A 17549-nucleotide genomic window follows, 5' to 3' on the forward strand; every position below is an offset into this window, starting at 1 on the left:
AAGACAAACCAATATGGCAAGATTTAAAAGAATTCTACTGAAGCTGAGCGGCGAAAGCCTGATGGGCGAAAAGCAATATGGTATAGACGAAAAACGTCTGGGTGAATATGCGCAACAAATCAAGGAGATACACGACCTTGGCGTACAAATAGGTATTGTAATCGGTGGTGGAAACATCTTCCGGGGGCTGAGCGGAGCTTCCAAAGGTTTTGATCGTGTAAAAGGTGACCAGATGGGCATGTTGGCAACCGTTATCAACAGCTTGGGATTAAGTTCCGCATTGGGAGCAGCCGGAGTCAAGGCACGTGTATTGACAGCTATCCGCATGGAACCCATTGGGGAATTTTACAACAAATGGAAAGCCATTGAAGCGATGGAAAACGGAGAAGTTGTGATTATGTCTGCCGGAACAGGCAATCCGTTTTTTACTACCGATACCGGGTCTTCCCTGCGTGGTATCGAGATAGAAGCCGATGTGATGCTGAAAGGAACACGCGTGGACGGCATTTATACAGCTGATCCAGAAAAGGACCCCACTGCTACGAAATTTGACGATATCACCTACGATGAGGTATTGAAGCGCGGTTTGAAAGTAATGGATCTTACAGCAACCTGCATGTGCAAGGAAAACAACCTGCCCATTATCGTTTTCGATATGGACACAGTGGGTAATCTGAAAAAAGTAATGACCGGTGAGAATATAGGTACGCTGGTACACAACTGATTTGTCCAATCCTGTTCACCCATTTGTCATTCCTTATTTCCTTCCAAATGCCAAATGGGTGAACAGTTTTTCTCTGTCTTACCATTTTTTCCACAAATTCATTCTTTATTGACACATATTCCTTAAAAAAGAGACTCAACCGATAGATTTTCCATCTAAATGAACAATTATTCATGGACTTATAGCGTTAATTAGCCTATTTTTACATCAGCAAAAAATGTAAATCATTCAAAGACTATAAAAACGACAGGAAACACCATGAAAAATTACTGCTACATCTATTTATTGGCCGCCTGCATGACTCCCATGTCCCTCCAGGCCAAAAAAGCAATGCCGTACAGTGGAGAAGTGTGCGTAACCTCTCTCCCTACAGTCCCAGCCCGCCTTCCCGGCATATCTGCCGATTCATACGCCCGGCGCTTTGCCGACTCTGAAATGCTCCGCTTTCCCAAAGCCTACCAGCTGGATCATGGCAAACGACTCTTTTTCGGGTATTCACAAGGAGTAGGCTGTTGTGCCATGCTGGATATGTGGAAAAATACCGGTGACAAACGATATTTTACGTATGTTGAGGAATGGGCGGATAGCTTGATTAACGAAAAAGGAGAAATCCACCTCTATGATATGTCAACTTACAACCTGGATTACATCAACTCAGGAAAAGTACTGTTCGACCTCTATAAAGAAACAGGCAAAGAAAAATACAAAGCAGCCATGGACCTGCTGGTTGAACAACTTAAAAGACAACCACGTACGCTGGAAGGTGGCTTCTGGCATAAATTGATCTACCAACATCAGATGTGGCTGGACGGACTTTATATGGCTTCCCCTTTCCTAGCCCGCTATGGAGCGGAATTCAACCGTCCTGATCTGATTGATGAGGCGGTAAAACAATTCACACTTTGCCACAAACATACCTATTCACCGGAAACCGGATTATATCATCATGCCTGGGACGAGAGCAAATCCCAACGTTGGGCGAATCCGCAAAACGGTACTTCACCCAACTTCTGGGGACGCAGTATAGGCTGGTGGTTCATGGCCATGGTAGATGTACTGGACTATATTCCCGACAACCACCCCGGACGTGCCTCGCTTATCAGTTGGATTCAAGGTTTGGCAGAAAGCCTGCCCAACTATCAAAGAGACGGTCTATGGTATCAGGTAATAGACCAGCCCGAGCGTGAAGGTAATTTTCCCGAAGCATCTGTAACCACCCAATGTATGTATGCTTATGCCAAAGCGGTGAACAAAGGATATATAGACGCCCGATACCGGACTATCGCGGAAAAAGCCTTCAACGGATTAAAGAAAACATTGCTTCGCGAAAACCCCGACGGAACTCTGACGCTGACCCGTTGCTGCCAAGTAGGCGGACTGGGCGGCACTCCTTACCGCGACGGAAGCTTTAAATATTACATTGGCGAAAAAATGCGTGACAACGATGCCAAAGCTACCGGTCCTTTCATCATGGGTTGCCTGCAACTGGGCAAATAGAATCATATCGCATAAACAACAGAATTATCCATCTTTTTAAATTAGCTATATACAATGAAACACACCATTTATGCTCTGACAATGTTTGCATTGGCCGCTTGCACCTCTCCCAAAAAGGAAGCCATAGACCGCCATGCACTGGTAACGCGCAATAATCCGGAAGTGACCGCCATGGATTCATTATCCTCCCTGTCGGTAGGGAACGGAGAATTTGCCTACACGGTAGATGCTACAGGGTTGCAGACTTTTCCCGAAGTCTATAAAAACGGAGTTCCACTGGGTACACAAAGCCAATGGGGATGGCACAGCTTCGGAAATCCCGAAAACTATAAACCGGAGGAAGCCTTGGTGGAATATGACTTCGGCCACGGGCACAAAGAGTTCTATGCCACCCAACCCAAAGAACCCAGCAGGGCAAAGGAAGCATCCGACTGGTATCGTGTAAACCCACACCGCCTGCATCTGGGTATCATCGGACTCGAATTAGGAAATGAAGTACGTCCCTCGGATGTGCAAAACATACAGCAATCACTGGATATGTGGAACGGTATCATCAACAGCCGGTTCACCCTCAAAGAAACTCCCTACCACATTCAGACAGTCTGCCATCCGGAGCGTGATATGATTGCCGCACGCCTGTCGGCCCGACAACCTGCCGGCATCAAGTTCCACTTCCCCTATCCCACGGGCGGTCACTGTGACGATGCTTGTAATTGGGAAGCGAATGATAAACATAGCACGACCCTGGTCAGTGAAGACGCACAATCGGCCGTGTTAAAAAGAACACTCGACGCAACCACCTATTATGTAACAATCAGTTGGGAAGGCCCTGCGAAGCTGAGTGAAAAAAGTGCAAACTATTTCGTACTCACGCCAACGGACAGTGTATTTACATTCACCTGCCAATTCACACCGCAAGCGTCCGCTTCTCCCATCCTGACTTTTGCGGAAGTACAACAAGCCTCTTCCGGACACTGGAAAAATTACTGGACACAGGGAGCTGTTGCCGACTTCTCACAATGTACTGATGTCCGTGCCAAAGAATTGGAACGCCGGGTCGTATTAAGCCAATATCTGCTCGCTATCCAATGCGCCGGCTCAACCCCGCCACAGGAAACCGGACTGACTTACAACTCCTGGTTCGGGAAATTCCATTTGGAAATGATCTGGTGGCATCAGGCACAATTCGCCTTATGGGGACATCCCGAATTGCTGGACCGCACTTTATCCTGGTATGAAACCGTGGAACCCATAGCCCGCCAGATAGCGGAAAGACAAGGTTTCAAAGGCATACGATGGATGAAAATGACTGATCCCAGCGGTACGGAAGCCCCCTCTAAAGTAGGCAGCTTCCTGATCTGGCAACAGCCTCATCTCATCTACTTGGCAGAATTGCTCTATCGGGCTAATCCATCTGAAGAACTGCTGAAAAAATACAATAGCCTGATACAGGAAACCGCCGAATTCATGTATTCATTCGCCACCTACGAGGAAGAGCACGACCGTTATGTCTTAAAAGGCGCTATCCCCGCACAGGAAACGTTGCGTGCTGCCGAAACTGTCAATCCGCCTTTTGAACTTTCGTACTGGCATTTCGCCATGCAAGTCGCCCAAACATGGCGTGAACGTACAGGGATGGAGCGTGTACCCGAATGGGATGTGCTGATAGAGAAATTATCTCCGCCGGCATACAACGACGAACAGCTGTATCTGGCAGCCGAAACCGCAGTGGATACCTATAAAGATATCCGTTTTACCTCAGACCACATGGCAGTGCTGGGTGCTGTCGGCATCCTGCCCATGAATCAGTTGATTCATGCCGGATATATGAAAAATACCCTGCACTGGATTTGGGATAACTGGAACTGGGACAAGACCTGGGGCTGGGATTATCCGATGACAGCCATGAATGCCGCCCGTATGGGTGAGCCCGAAAAGGCTGTCAGCGCATTATTGATGGACAAGCGCACCAACACCTATCTGGTAAACGGTCACAATTACCAGGACGGACGTCTGCGCATTTACCTGCCCGGCAACGGCGGATTACTGACTACAGTCGCCATGATGTGCGCCGGATGGGACGGATCGGAAGGAACCAATCCCGGATTTCCGAAAGATGGCAAATGGAATGTACGCTGGGAAGGATTACAACCATTACCGTAAAAATAGGAGTTAGTAGTTATTATCATGAAAACGACATATTTATTTCTATGCCTGTTGGGCATCGGCGCCGGTTCTGCCACAGGACAAACCAAGCAGCCACAAAAGATAGGCGATTTCATAGAATCCACTTCGTACAACGAGCATCGCCGGAATGCCACCCGAAGCCTGCAATATACCCCTGACGGAGACGATTTTGTCTGCATCAACGGTAAGAATCGCTTTACCCGTGCCTTATACGGCAGCCACACAGAATTCCGGCTGGAAACAAGCGACCGGCCCGTATTCGCTGCTTATACCAAGAAGAACCCGAAACACATCTGTTTTAAATTGCAGACCTCCGGAGGCACGGTAGCCCTTGACTCTACCGAACACTGCGAGTCCCGTTATACAGCGGGACGCCGCAGCTACAGTTTATCCCATCCATCCTTCGAAGGTGGAAGTTTATCCATTACCACATTGGCACTTCCCGATAAAGAAGGAGCCATTTGGCAATTCAACGCCCGGAATTTCAAGGGATCCCATCCCATTCTACTGGCATCCATTTCAGAGATACGTAATTCCAAACTAAACCGTAACGGAGATATGGGAGCCGACCCTGCCGACAGTTTCGAAGCTCCTCTCCAGCCTCAACAGTTACAATCCTTCCCGGCGCAGATAGACGGAACACTTTATATTCTATTGGATAACCAGGAACTACGTACACTGACGACTGCCGAAGGCGAAACCCTGTTTAAAAAAGCAGAAGCCGCCCGTTCCGAAACAGCCTCACGCATCCGCATTGAAACACCCGACCCTTATTTCAACACCTTAGGAGGCACACTGGCTATGGCAGCCGATGGAATCTGGGACGGAGAAGTATGGTTACACGGTGCCATAGGGTGGCGGATGCCCCTCAGTGGCTGGCGAGCCGCCTATACCGGCGATGTTTTGGGATGGCATGACCGTGCCCGGACCCATTTCAACGCATACGCGGCAAGTCAGGTCACCGAAGTGCCTAACACCTTCCCCCATCCGGCACAAGATTCCGCCCTGCACCTGGCACGTTCCGTCAAGAAATGGGGCACGCCCCAATACAGTAACGGATACATCTGCCGTAATCCGCACCGCAATAATCAGATGCACCACTACGACATGAACCTTTGCTACATAGACGAATTGTTATGGCATTTCAAATGGACGGGGGACTTGGATTATGTCCGCCAAATGTGGCCTGTCATCACCCGTCACCTCGCATGGGAAAAGCTGAACTACGACCCGGATAACGACGGGCTGTATGACGCATACGCCTGCATTTGGGCCAGTGACGCCCTTTATTACAATAGCGGAGCAGTCACCCATTCATCGGCTTATAACTACCGTGCCAACAAGACAGCGGCCCAATTGGCTGAAAAGATAGGCGAAGATCCCACTCCTTACCGCAACGAAGCCGAAAAGATTCTGAAAGCCATGAACGAGAGGCTATGGCTTCCCGGCAAAGGACATTGGGCGGAATATCAAGATTTTATGGGCCACAAGCGAGTACACGAAAGTGCCGCTGTATGGACCATTTATCATGCTATAGACAGCGAGACAGCCAATCCGTTCCAAGCCTATCAGGCTACCCGTTATGTAGACACGGCCATTCCTCATATCCCCGTCACGGCCCATGGATTAAAAGAGAATGGATATGCCACTATCGCCACCACCGACTGGCTGCCCTACTCATGGAGTATCAATAATGTCGCCTTTGCCGAAGTCATGCATACCGCATTGTCATACTTCCAGGCCGGACGTGCCGAGGCCGGATACAAACTTTTAAAAAGTTCTGTTCTGGACGGCATGTATCTAGGAGACAGTCCGGGTAACTTCGGCCAGATCAGCTTCTATGATGCCGCACGCGGAGAATGCTACCGCGATTTCGGCGATCCCATCGGAGTCGCTTCACGAGTACTGATCCAAGGTCTGTTCGGTATCCTGCCGGATGCCCTGAATAAACAAATCATCCTCCGACCGGGCTTCCCGGACGACTGGGACAAGGCTTCCGTCAGCACTCCCGATATAAGCTATCGCTTTATCCGGAAAGAAGATACGGACACCTATCATATCACACAACGGTTCCAGACTCCTCTCCATCCGGTATTGCAAATCAATGCCAGAAAAGAGAAGATCCGTTCAGTAAAAGTGAACGGTGTCCCTGCAACATGGCAATCCATCGAATCGGCCCATGGCTATCCTCTTCTTTCAATCCAGGCGGAGGGAACATCTTCAACCACCATTACCATCGAATGGGAAGGAGCACCACTTCATACGTTGGCAGCCCAAGAACTAGTCATCGCTTCAAACGGGAAGTTGGCTTTGCAAATACCTTCGGGAGCATCCATCTCCCAAGTATATGATCCTCAGAGCGTTTTAGCAAAGCACACAATGGGAGCCACCGCTTTCAACGCACAGATAAAAGGTGAACCGGGACACCACACTTTCTTTGTTTACACGCATCAAGGAGAAATGGATTGGTGGCAACCTGTTAATATCTATATAGAGAACACCCGGAAAGCCCCCTCCTATACAGACTTTGCAGATATCCGTCCTGAAAAATGCCGGATGGTTGATTTTGACAGACAACTGAATGCTTCCGTCACCGATATTTATCAAAATGAATACCTGTCCCCCCGGTCTCCATACACTACGTTGCAACTTCCCACACAGGGAATAGGGGAATGGTGTCATCCGCTGCTGAGCGCTACCATAGACGACTCGGGATTACGCAACCTTGTACATCATGATACTTTCCAAACGTCTTTAGGCATCCCCTTCCGTCTGAAAGAAAAAGGGAACAACATTCTTTTCACCTCCCTATGGGATAATTACCCGGACAGTTCCACCATCTCGCTATCCGGCACAGCCTCACATGCTTATCTGCTGATGGCGGGAAGTAGCAACCACATGCAATGCCACATTGCCAATGGAATTATCCGCATACACTATGCAGACGGAACTTCCCAAGCAACGGAGTTGACCAATCCGGACAACTGGTGTCCTATAGAACAAGACTTCTATGTGGACGGCAAAGCATTCCAAGTACCTGCTCCCCGGCCGTACCGTCTGCACTTGAAAAGTGGTAAAGTAAGCCGTGACCTGGGTAAGGAACTCAACATCACCGGTGTATATGGACGTGAGATAGAAGGTGGTGCAGGCATATTGCTCGATATTCCTTTGGATCATTCCAAGGAACTAAAAGGGCTGACCCTGGAAACTCTGTCCAATGATGTGGTGATAGGAATCATGGGAATCACTTTGCAATGAGCATCCATTTGATTCCATACTATCAAGAAAGCACCCTCCCAGAGTTTTACAAGACTCCGGGAGGGTGTTTTTTAGCAACGATTCGCTGAGCATAATTGGAACCGGCGTAATTCCGCATTATTCATCTTTGGCACGCTGCGCAAGTGTTCCAGTGTCACTCCTTGAATGTGTGCCTGTACCGCCCTGTTTATCAGTCCATGTCCGACGGCCAGCACCCGTTTTCCATCATACCGTTCTTTCAGGTAGTCCACAAAACGCCCCGCACGTTCATAGAGCATCGCTTCCGTTTCCACATCTGCCGGGAAATGTTGCAAATCAACGTCTTTAATGGCAAGACCTGTCCAGCTCCCCCAATCTATCTCACGCAACAAAATCGTTTTCTCCCAAGGCAGATTCCGGCCTTCCAACGCAATACGGGCCGTATCCACACACCGTTTTAAATCACTGCTGACCACTGCGTCCAAAGGGATGTCCTGCAAAGTATCACGCAAGGCTTCAGCCTGTGCCACTCCTTCCACCGTCAGCGTGCCCGGCATGTGTCCTTGGAAAATACGGGCGATATTCTCTTCTGTCTGCCCGTGACGGGCTAAATATAAAGTTATCATCTTTTTGGGTATCAAAGATAAACAGAAAATTTGAGACTTAGTACAAAATATATCAATAAAACTGACAAACAGTGATTTAGACGATAGAAAGGAACTTTTGATGGAGAAGTTTGCCAATGAAGTTATAACACAATCCGAAGTCATTGATAGCTTTAATCAACAGTAGAAGTATGAACATAAAAGAAAAACAAACACTTGATTCAAGTGACTGTTTTCAGAGGTAGTACGCCACCTTATTATCTCAAAGAGAAAGGCAAGTTACAAGGGACATTTATTCGTGTAGGATCGACCAATCGACTTGCGGATGAAGCTATCATTTCGGAATTGGAACGTCGGAGACGAAACATCTCTTTTGATAGCGAAGTTATACCGGTTTTCCGGTACTTTGATATTTAAATGTAATGGTTCCTTTGAAAAAAGAAAATTGTGGCTATAACCGAAGAAAAAACCGATTAAAGTTTCCTAAATTAGAAACTTTAATTATCTTTGTTGCGCTAAACAACAGCAAAATGGAGCAGAAACCGAGATTTCAAGTAGTCTATATGCAAGAAGCGATAGAGTTTCTTCAATCCCTTAATGAGAAAGTAAGAGACAAAATAGTTTATAATATTGGTAAAAGCATGTTTGTCTTAGATAAAGAACTTTTCAAAAAGTTAGGTGATACGGATATATGGGAGTTTAGAACCCAATATAGCGGGATGGAATACAGATTACTTGCATTCTGGGACACTGGTACTGATACTTTGGTAATAGTCACTCATGGATTTACTAAGAAAAGCCAAAAGACACCACCAAAAGAAATAGCGAAAGTTCAAGAAATAAGGAAAGAATATTTTAACTCTAAAAATAAATAGTCATGGCTGAATTAAGATTATACACCCACGAAGAAATGCTGGACGCCGTAGTAGGAGCTAAAGGAACTCCAAGACGGGATAAATATGAAGCAGATATAAATAACTTCCTCATAGGAGAGGCCATAAAAAAGGCTAGAGAATCTAAGAACCTTACCCAAGAACAACTTGGAGAACTTATGGGAGTGCAAAAGGCTCAAATTTCCAAGATAGAAAGCGGAAAAAGCGTTACGTTCTCTACAATAGTAAGGGCTTTTAAAGCAATGGGAGTAAAATCCGCTAATCTTGAATTAGGTTCTTTGGGAAAGGTGGCTCTTTGGTAAAAATAGAAATAACGCAAAATAATATCTCGATTGCAAATTGTACAGGAGAAAAAAACGTGAGTGACTAAAATAGCAAAGATTATAAATTATTCAGGCTAAATGAGCAGCCGCTTGGAATAGTCGATGCGCAGCTGGGCGATCCAATTCCGGAAGGAGAGGGAGTACTTCGAGTTTACATAGTCGGACAGGTAAGTGCGGTTCGTCCCCAGTTCCGCCGCAAGCTGCTGTATGGTCAATGCGGGGACTGTATAGCCCCGGTTCTCAATCCACTCATCCACTTTTTGCTCCAATGCGGCAAATGCCGGATTGGCGTCTTCGCCGACAGGCAAAAGTTGAAGGCGTATTTTTTAAAGTTCAAGGTGTATTTTAAAAACATAAAGGCGTATTTTAACGACTCCGATAAATGAATAGGTAATAAATATCCGCTTTCCTAAATCTCTGATTTAGGTATGGCATTTTGTTTCTTCTCACGAAACAACAACTCCAAAGTTGTGTATTATCGGATATTTGTGTAACCTTTGCATCTGAGTCAGACAATGTAATCGTTTCAATGAATATAATCACATACAAGACGCCTTGCAGAACTTTGGAAGCCGAACCGTAGACCGTCAAGGTCGGGCAAGATAAAAGGAATTGGGTGCAATACTCTCAATGGATAGCCGTAATCATGTCTGAACTCGGCATGACGCAACGGATGCTTGCCGAGAAAATGAATTGCACCCAGCAGTATGTTTCCAAGGTGCTGAAAGGGCATAAGGATATGTCGTTGGAAACTATATGTAAGATAGAAAACGCATTGGGTATCGAAATTATCAAAAGTCCGGACGAAAACGGTCAATAATACAGGAATATGGCGAAAGAAAAGATAGAGGGCAAAGCAAGCGAACCGGTCGCAAGTTGCGACCAGTTGCCCGAAGTAACCAACATTCAACCGATGATTAGAATAATCAAAGGGAAACAGGTTATGCTTGACAGAGATTTGGCAGCAATATATGGAGTGGAAACCAAACGTCTGAACGAGCAGGTAAAGCGAAACATCGAACGTTTTCCTGATTTCATGTTTCAACTTACTAAAGAAGAGTTTGAAGAAAATTACCATACGCTGGTTCGGTTTCACCTTTATGCATGACATTACGGCAGTAGAACTCATCAACAGGATTCAGCTTTAGTCCGGTTCGGCTTCAAAAGAACATATCAGCATAGTGTGAACTTAATCCGCTTCTTTCATTTGCCGTAGCAGTTTTTGATGCTGTTCGTGCAATTCAGGGAACTGTCTTCTGATGAATTGTCCAAATGAACAGTCGTTGAACCCGAATCGTCTTGCCAGCGATTTCACGCTTTCAGTTGTAGTGGCATATAGGTGCAAAGCCTCCTTGTATTTCTCCATGCTGTGCGGTGCCATTACTCCACCGTTTTCCGTCTTTTTCATTCCCAAGTTCGCGTGCAGTTCCGGCTCATGCTCTTTCAAGTATTGGCGGAAACATTCGGGATGCAGGCCGAACTCGGCGGCGACCTTTGCCGTGGTAAGCCCACCTTTTTTCAGCTTAGCGATGGCGTCAGCGTATTTTGCAGCGGTGGCGGGGTTGTATCTGCGCACCGATGACCAGTCCACCGGCTTGCCCTCCTCGTAAGGAATGCCTTTCCGCTGGCAAACCAGTTCCTTGTGCCAAGTTTGCAGGTAGTCGTAGAAACCTCTTAGCGACACGCCGATCTGCTTGGCTATTTTCCGGACAGACATCGGGGTGGTACGGTAGAGGTGGAGGGCTTCGGCATACACTTCCACCGTCTCGGGCTTCGGGGTGTGAAGGGTACCACGTCCCGTTATCTTTCCTTTGCGCTGCTGTCTCACGGCCTTCTTGCGTACCTTGATTCGGTTATCGACCAACTCCTTGTGGTAAAATATCAGGTGTTGCTCCAATCCGGAGTAGGACACATTGCAACGGTCGGCTGCCTCCTGCACCGTGACATAACGGTCGGTACGCAGAAGCTCCACCGCTTCGGCATACTGCTCCCTGCACCACGGGCGCGTACCACGGGGCAGACCGTCGTCCAGCCCCAACCGTTGCCGTGCCCACTCACGGAACTCTAATACTTCGGGATAATGCGTCCGCAACTGGCGCCCGAGATTCGTACCGTCCAATCCGAACTCTCGGGCAATCTGCGATACATTGTACTCTATATAGTCCATGCTGTCACACGCCGCGATGGCCTCCTTGTATTTGGCATGGGTTTCGGGACACTGTCCGCGCCGCTGGCTTATCTTGATGTCACCAGCTTCCTCCCGGTCGCATTTGATGCCGTTGCGTTCCAGCATCAGATGACGATGGTAGATACCGATATAACGGGAAAATCCGCTGGTGGATATTCCGCACTGTCGGCATATCTCCGCAATAGAGAGGTCGGTGGCAGCATATAACTCCAACGCCGGGCGATATTTCGCTTCCGTCTCCGGTTTGCAGCCTCTTGTCCGATTAGGTATCTTCTCTTTCAAGTTTTCTCAAGTTAATTCTGTTTGAATGTTCATGCAGCAATTTCAACATGAAAAACAGGAGTCAAGGGTTAATAACCGGTATGTGAGCCGTTACGGACAGATCGCACGGGCATACCGTCGGTGGGATAGAAACTGTCTTTCGGGCGGATATAACCATTTTTATCTTTACGCGAGAACATGAAGTTGTACGCATAATTGTCATCGTTTCTTGCGTTTCCTGCTGCCCATGAATAACCGATTATCATTAATTCCGTATCAGCGATGTACGCATAACTGTCCCAGTCACGATAGCTACTCATAGGGAATATAATTGACTGGTTTTTCTCGGGATTCGTATAAAACTCGTACAATCCTTCCGTCGGGTTACCGGGCATGATGTTTTCCGTCCGCACGTCGTACCATTCCGGTTCCCAGCCTGTGTTGTCGCCCGTGGTAGTGAACCCGCTGAACGCGTTATAGTGGCATACCTGGTAACCTACCGGGGATGGGTCGTACACTGTTTTCAGAGTCTGAGCCGTGTGATCCTTGCCTTGACGTCCTTCCCAAAGATTGGAGTATGATTCATTTTTGCTGAAGTAGCGCCAATAATCTCGATCTGTCACTGTTTCATCTTTTTTCCACTCTCGAGGCGGATTATGCCATGTTTCGGGGTGTCTGATGAGATGTCCCAAGGCTTGACGAGTGGTCAGTCGTTCACTATCATAATCGGGACTATCGTTTGTAAGGCGCGGCGGATTCCTCCCATCCCGAACTCCTGCATAATTATACCATGGTTTGTTGTTGTCAGCTTCGCCCTTTTTTGCAGCAATAAAAGGGTCTTTGCGCCCCCATTGGTAATAGGGGTTATTGCCATAAGTAAAAGCAATATGCGATTTCTTGACAATCTTTACAGTCTCGTTCTTACCGCCGGAACTGAACTTGATTTCAGCCACGCGTTCTTCGTAATACTTTATTTTCTCGCCGTCTTCGGAACACCATCCGAGGTTCATCGGCATAAACTCGAACTTGCGGGATGGGTCGTGGGCAGTGACCTCGATGGTCTTGTCTTTCTCCTTGACATCGAGACGGGTAACCCAAATATGCCAGCTCCAAATAGCATCAAATTGATAGAAAGCATTAGAATTCGTTGTAGGTGCTTTGTCGCATATCGCTATCACGGCGTTTCCCTGTTTGATTCTTTGAGGATCGACATAAAAGCGTATGCCTCCTTTCCCTCCATAGGCATTCGGCATATATTTCGGAGATTCCTCTATCTTATCTGCCGCTCCTCCCCAAGTGAAATGCGGGCGAATGATTCCCCCCGGATTATTACTCAAGTCGTCGTAAGTATCCATCCACACTAAACATGCGACCTGGGGATTACAGCCTGTGTTTTCTTTGATATAAGGACTTGTAATAGGATTTCCAAGGTGATTTACAAATGAGGACAGGAAACTGTCGCCGGAGCTACCGGTGGATTTGTAGGAACTTTCGTTCACCGTCCCGTTATGGATGGCATTACCGTATACAAGCGGGAAGATGTACCATCCCGGAGCATCGATCATATAGCAATTCGCCGTGCAGACAATATTGTCGGGCGTGCCGTTCGGGTCGGCAAGATTGTAGGGCTTATTTATATCATCGGACTTTGAAGTCGCGGCTTTAAGTTCTTGGTTTATGTCGATTTCCTTATCAGGCTTCAAGACATCCTTTTTGACGGTGAATTTGTATTTTACTTCGTAGGGATGGTCTCCTGGGGCTATACGTTTACATTCGAGCCATTCGCCACCTGAAAGAATCTCATAGTTGACGGGCTGTATTGTTCCGTCGTTACCCTCTATATAGCTGGCGACCGTGACGGTTAAAGTATCACTGAACTCGTGTTTCAAATTCGGCCATGATTTATCCGGGACGAAAACTTTTCCTTGGTAATTGAACGGCTGGGGTTCGGAGACCTCGAAAGTCTGCTCGCGATAATCTATGTGCCAGTCTACATCGTTGGCGAAGTTTTTGAAATTCATCGTCAGTTTGTAGTGATAGTTCCGCTCGGCATCATAGTCTTTGATTACGTCCTTGCCGAGCATGAAACGGTACTTGACGATACCGCTGCCCTGGCGCTCAGTGTTCGTCGAGCGCCAGATAGCCTGAACTTCAATGTAAGTGCCGTAAGGTACGTCATCTTTCAGCCTGTAAGTATCGTCACCCGGCAATCCGGGATGGTCCAACGTCTTATCTCCATTCGCATCCTGCCGTTTGTCGGGCATATCCTCTCCAGAACCCTGCATGTTTTCGTAGAAGTACAATGCAGGAGCGGTTTCGGCGTGAAGAGACATGTTTACGGAAGTTTCTTTGTTGATAACCAATCCGTTGCCGGCGATGGAACCGATGTCAGTCGGCGGAGTGTCTCCCTCGTAATATTTTATCATTTCACCGTCAATGAGCACATCCGGTTCGGTATTATCCGATCCGAGCGGACAGTGCAGAGGAATATCCTTGATGGATACAGTCAAGGGATAGATTGAAACCCCGTCATGGAGTCCCTCTCCATTGAATGCCACGGTGACCTTGGAGGCGGTACGGCGTATCCATGCGTGCAATTCGCGGTTCGGACCGATAGTGACAGATTCATCATCGGAGCCGAATTTATCCTTATCATTGGTAAAGAAACCGAACATCTCGGCGTTTTTGTGGATGTCCTTTGTATCCCATGTGAGCTGTAGGCTTTTCAGTTTTTCCGGGGTGTCGATTTTGGTGCCTTCGACCTTGGAGATCGTGTCGCAATTCGCCACGGCGTAGATCTTGTACTGTCCGTTCTTGTGCCGGAGACGGAAGCTGGCACGACCGGTCCGGGTCTCAGTCTGGCTATCGGGCTGTGGCACATCATCCGGTCGCGTGTTGTCGGCAATGCTCGTTGTGAGTTGATGATCCGCTGCAGTAATTTCTATTTTACCGTCCTTTTCGAGCTTCCAAGCACCGTTTCCGTCTTGCTCGTAGATTACCAGCCACAGGGAGTTGATTTCCTTGATAGCGTCACCAGCCGCGCGGGTCTCAAGCGCCGGAGTAAAAGCCTTAAAGTCGACCGTGGCGGTAAATTCCGATACGCCGTCGGGTATGTAGTCGTCCGTATAGAACTTCTCATCCACACAAGAAACGAGCAATAGTGCGGATGGCAGAATTGAAACTATAAATTTTACGAAACTCTTCATCGTATATCATTTTATCTCTTTATTGCTAACCATCATTCATATCATATACCGAAACCGGGGTTAAGATCCTTGACACCGTAAGGAACCAGATCGACCGTGAACTCCGCTGTCTTGTCCACCGTGAAGCGGTAACAAACGTTGCGCAGGATGTCGAGGCGGTTCCCGGTGGGGTTTCCGCCGATGTCGTACTGACAAAACTCAACGGTGTACTGTTTGTCGGTATTATCGGCGAACGTAACGGACAGCCGACAGGGCGTGCCGGCTTCCTTGTTCAAGTATTCAGGGATATAAATCCACGCCTTGCTTTTATCCGGCGAAACATGAAAAGCAAGAGGGCTGGTAACGTTACTCCCGGCATCGGTCGGGATATGCGGCACGGAGACGTAACCAGTGTTGTCATACATCTCTTGCGGGGCGCAGTAGCCATTGGTGTTGTAACCCGTGAGCTGCACGGAGTGAAGCTCCAGATAAGGAGTTTCCTTGCATATCACCTCCACTTTCGCCAACGCACGCAGCAGATAGAGGTCGCCGATGTCAATGTACCTGTCGGTATTAAGGGGCATCGTGCAGGTCTTCACGCCGTACATCGGTATGGGCGTTTCCGCCGAGGGGGTAAAAGGAGCTGCGTAGGCGTAGGTATTATTCACTCTGACATTCTCGCAGACATCGCGGATTGTGGTGATGCCCACAGTCAGGTTCGCGTCTTGAGGATAGCTGCCCCAGTTAGCGAGAGCCACGATACGGAACGTCGCATCGGGTTTCTTCGTCAGAGTGCAGAACACAGTGTAGTCCGACGGATACTTGTCTTCACCCACGGGGACGACATAGAGCACGTTCATCTTCTCCACGAATTTGCCCTCGCTGTCGAAGAGCAGGAAGCGGAAATCATTGCCAGTGATGCCGATGTAGTTCTCGTAGCCGGTGCCGGTCTCATATTTCGCCGGGTCGTCATAATCGGGAGGCAACGAGACGCCGTCCGCCCGTGATTCCGGAAGGTACGTGCCGTAATCCTCGTTCAGTCTGATATGAAAACCCACCTGCACGATACCGTCGTTGGTGATTTCGCCCGGATATTCGATTTCCGAGCTGCAGCCGTGGAACACGAGGCAGACGATACAGACCGTGAGGGTCGGTATCACGCGTGCTATGATATGTCGTATTCGTGTCCGCATCACGCTCAATTTCCACCAAAATCAATATCTTCAAGTACCACTCGCCACGAGTTAATGATGATGGAGACGCCTATCCACTTGTCCCTCTCGTCGAGGAAGAAGGTGAGCGCCCACTCATCCTGCCGGTCGAGGTAATCCTCGTCGGTCATCTCGTGATCATAACCGTCCTTGAGCAGCAGGGCGTAATCCCTCAAAGGAATACGTGCGGCAATCTCACCCTCGGGATTGTGTATGGTAAGGTATGTCTTGCGTTCCTTCGTGAGCCGCGCTATCGTCAGGTCGGCTATGGCGACGCTCACAGAGGTGACGGCACGTGCCGAAGCCTGTGCGGCCTGCGCCGCGCGCCCTTGCTCGGGATAGTCGTCAATCCCCATGCCCGTGGTGCCCGACTGCTTGTCGTGAGCCCAGTAGGTAATCATTTCGTCGGGCAACAGGCTGTTGTCGTTCCCCATCAGTCCGTTCTCCTCCTCGATTCGGAACGTGAAATCCTCCGGGGCCACCGGTTCGCCCGACAGATGCTGCAGGATAACGCGCACGTGGTTTGTGTTCTTGATGAGCGGTACCGTGCAGGTGTATTCGCCGCCCTCGTAGGTCAGGTCGGGCAGGTTCACGTCGAGCATACCGTGATAGAGAGGATAGAGTTTCTTTTTACTGTATGCGCCGCCGGCATCATACTCGCGGCTGAGCTTGCAGCGCAGCTCCTCGAGACGGGTTTCTCCCACACGTGCTTCGGGCACGAAGAAGGATTCCGGTCTCGTGCCGTCGTTCTCCAGTCCGCACCATGCAACCAAATGGTAGTCGCCGGAAGGGAGGTCGAGTGTCATGGCGTAGCCGTCGGCGGCAAGCGCCTCGCCCTTTTCACTATTCTGCCACACGAGGATGCCTCCCTTGTTGAAAGCATAGAGGTGCACCGATTTCACTTCCGAGGGAAATGCGTCCGTCCATTTCATGTTGCGGTCGTAACGGAATGCTACGCGGTAGGTTACCGAACAGTCGCCCTCGTCATCGTAGATGATGTTGTCGCACGACGGCAATACACTGCAGAACACCGTGGCAGCAAGTATCGCACGTCCCATTTTCCTTATATATGCCGATATGATGTTCATAATATATCGTTCTACATTTTTTTTACTTCGCAAATTCCGTTTTGTCACCATTACGGAGATCTATATGTTGTGCGGCAACCGGAGGTGCCGTCGAATATTCTCGTTAGGTGGGAAACGTTATCATTGTTTCCGAGTGCACACCTCTCTTTT

At 48.4% G+C, this 17549-nt stretch carries 12 protein-coding genes and 3 pseudogenes; 9 read left to right on the top strand and 6 right to left on the bottom strand.

The annotated features are described in order from the left end of the window. Positions 1-13 precede the first annotated feature (13 nt). The 4 genes from pyrH to ACYQ0C_RS16935 all read left to right on the top strand — a co-directional run bounded on the left by pyrH (position 14) and on the right by ACYQ0C_RS16935 (position 7666). Entirely contained in the window at positions 14-724 is a 711-nt protein-coding gene (gene pyrH / locus ACYQ0C_RS16920; protein WP_005839859.1) for a UMP kinase, read from the top strand. A 258-nt stretch (positions 725-982) separates the two neighbouring features. Further along, positions 983-2221 carry a glycoside hydrolase family 88/105 protein gene (locus tag ACYQ0C_RS16925; RefSeq protein ID WP_016278108.1) on the top strand — a complete coding sequence of 413 codons (1239 nt, stop codon included), beginning with the start codon at positions 983-985 and terminating at the stop codon, positions 2219-2221. A gap of 54 nt (positions 2222-2275) precedes the next feature. After that, a complete protein-coding gene (locus tag ACYQ0C_RS16930) occupies positions 2276-4384 on the top strand; it encodes a hypothetical protein (RefSeq protein ID WP_016278109.1) in 2109 nt (702 codons plus the stop codon). Between the two features lie 24 nt (positions 4385-4408). Beyond that, the gene (locus ACYQ0C_RS16935; protein WP_016278110.1) at positions 4409-7666 is read left to right on the top strand and encodes a DUF4450 domain-containing protein; all 3258 of its coding nucleotides are present in this window, start codon (positions 4409-4411) and stop codon (positions 7664-7666) included. A gap of 71 nt (positions 7667-7737) precedes the next feature. Here the strand turns inward: ACYQ0C_RS16935 and ACYQ0C_RS16940 are convergent, their stop codons facing one another. Continuing rightward, a complete protein-coding gene (locus tag ACYQ0C_RS16940) occupies positions 7738-8271 on the bottom strand; it encodes a histidine phosphatase family protein (RefSeq protein WP_025076784.1) in 534 nt (177 codons plus the stop codon). 180 nt (positions 8272-8451) lie between these two features. On the opposite strand from ACYQ0C_RS16940, the pseudogene ACYQ0C_RS16945 reads away from it, so the two are divergent. The 3 genes and pseudogenes from ACYQ0C_RS16945 to ACYQ0C_RS16955 all read left to right on the top strand — a co-directional run. Next, positions 8452-8643, top strand: a pseudogene (locus ACYQ0C_RS16945) (ATP-dependent DNA helicase); the annotation flags it as partial. 137 nt (positions 8644-8780) lie between these two features. Further along, complete coding sequence (locus ACYQ0C_RS16950) at positions 8781-9125, top strand: type II toxin-antitoxin system RelE/ParE family toxin (RefSeq protein ID WP_016278112.1); 345 nt, start codon at positions 8781-8783, stop codon at positions 9123-9125. A 2-nt stretch (positions 9126-9127) separates the two neighbouring features. Then, complete coding sequence (locus ACYQ0C_RS16955) at positions 9128-9445, top strand: helix-turn-helix domain-containing protein (protein WP_016278113.1); 318 nt, start codon at positions 9128-9130, stop codon at positions 9443-9445. 95 nt (positions 9446-9540) lie between these two features. On the opposite strand, the gene ACYQ0C_RS16960 is transcribed toward ACYQ0C_RS16955, so the two are convergent. Next, positions 9541-9774, bottom strand: coding sequence for a helix-turn-helix domain-containing protein (locus ACYQ0C_RS16960; RefSeq protein WP_016278114.1), 234 nt, complete (start codon positions 9772-9774; stop codon positions 9541-9543). Positions 9775-10076: 302 nt separating this feature from the next. Between ACYQ0C_RS16960 and ACYQ0C_RS16965 the strand changes: the two are divergent. Together ACYQ0C_RS16965 and ACYQ0C_RS16970 are read left to right on the top strand one after the other, a co-directional pair. Beyond that, positions 10077-10286, top strand: a pseudogene (locus ACYQ0C_RS16965) (helix-turn-helix domain-containing protein); the annotation flags it as partial. 93 nt (positions 10287-10379) lie between these two features. Next, a pseudogene (locus ACYQ0C_RS16970) lies at positions 10380-10526 on the top strand (ORF6N domain-containing protein); the annotation flags it as partial. Positions 10527-10655: 129 nt separating this feature from the next. Here ACYQ0C_RS16970 and ACYQ0C_RS16975 read toward each other — a convergent pair. The 4 genes from ACYQ0C_RS16975 to ACYQ0C_RS16990 form a co-directional block, all read right to left on the bottom strand. Continuing rightward, on the bottom strand, positions 10656-11936 hold the full coding sequence (locus ACYQ0C_RS16975) for a hypothetical protein (protein ID WP_016278116.1): 1281 nt from the start codon (positions 11934-11936) through the stop codon (positions 10656-10658). Positions 11937-12004: 68 nt separating this feature from the next. After that, complete coding sequence (locus ACYQ0C_RS16980; RefSeq protein ID WP_016278117.1) at positions 12005-15121, bottom strand: DUF4906 domain-containing protein; 3117 nt, start codon at positions 15119-15121, stop codon at positions 12005-12007. Between the two features lie 41 nt (positions 15122-15162). Then, positions 15163-16260, bottom strand: a complete 1098-nt coding sequence (locus ACYQ0C_RS16985) for a FimB/Mfa2 family fimbrial subunit (RefSeq protein WP_167330595.1) — start codon at positions 16258-16260, stop codon at positions 15163-15165. Between the two features lie 38 nt (positions 16261-16298). Then, positions 16299-17399 carry a FimB/Mfa2 family fimbrial subunit gene (locus ACYQ0C_RS16990; protein ID WP_016278119.1) on the bottom strand — a complete coding sequence of 367 codons (1101 nt, stop codon included), beginning with the start codon at positions 17397-17399 and terminating at the stop codon, positions 16299-16301. Positions 17400-17549 lie beyond the last annotated feature (150 nt).

The organism is Phocaeicola sartorii JCM 17136 = DSM 21941, from assembly GCF_054653615.1.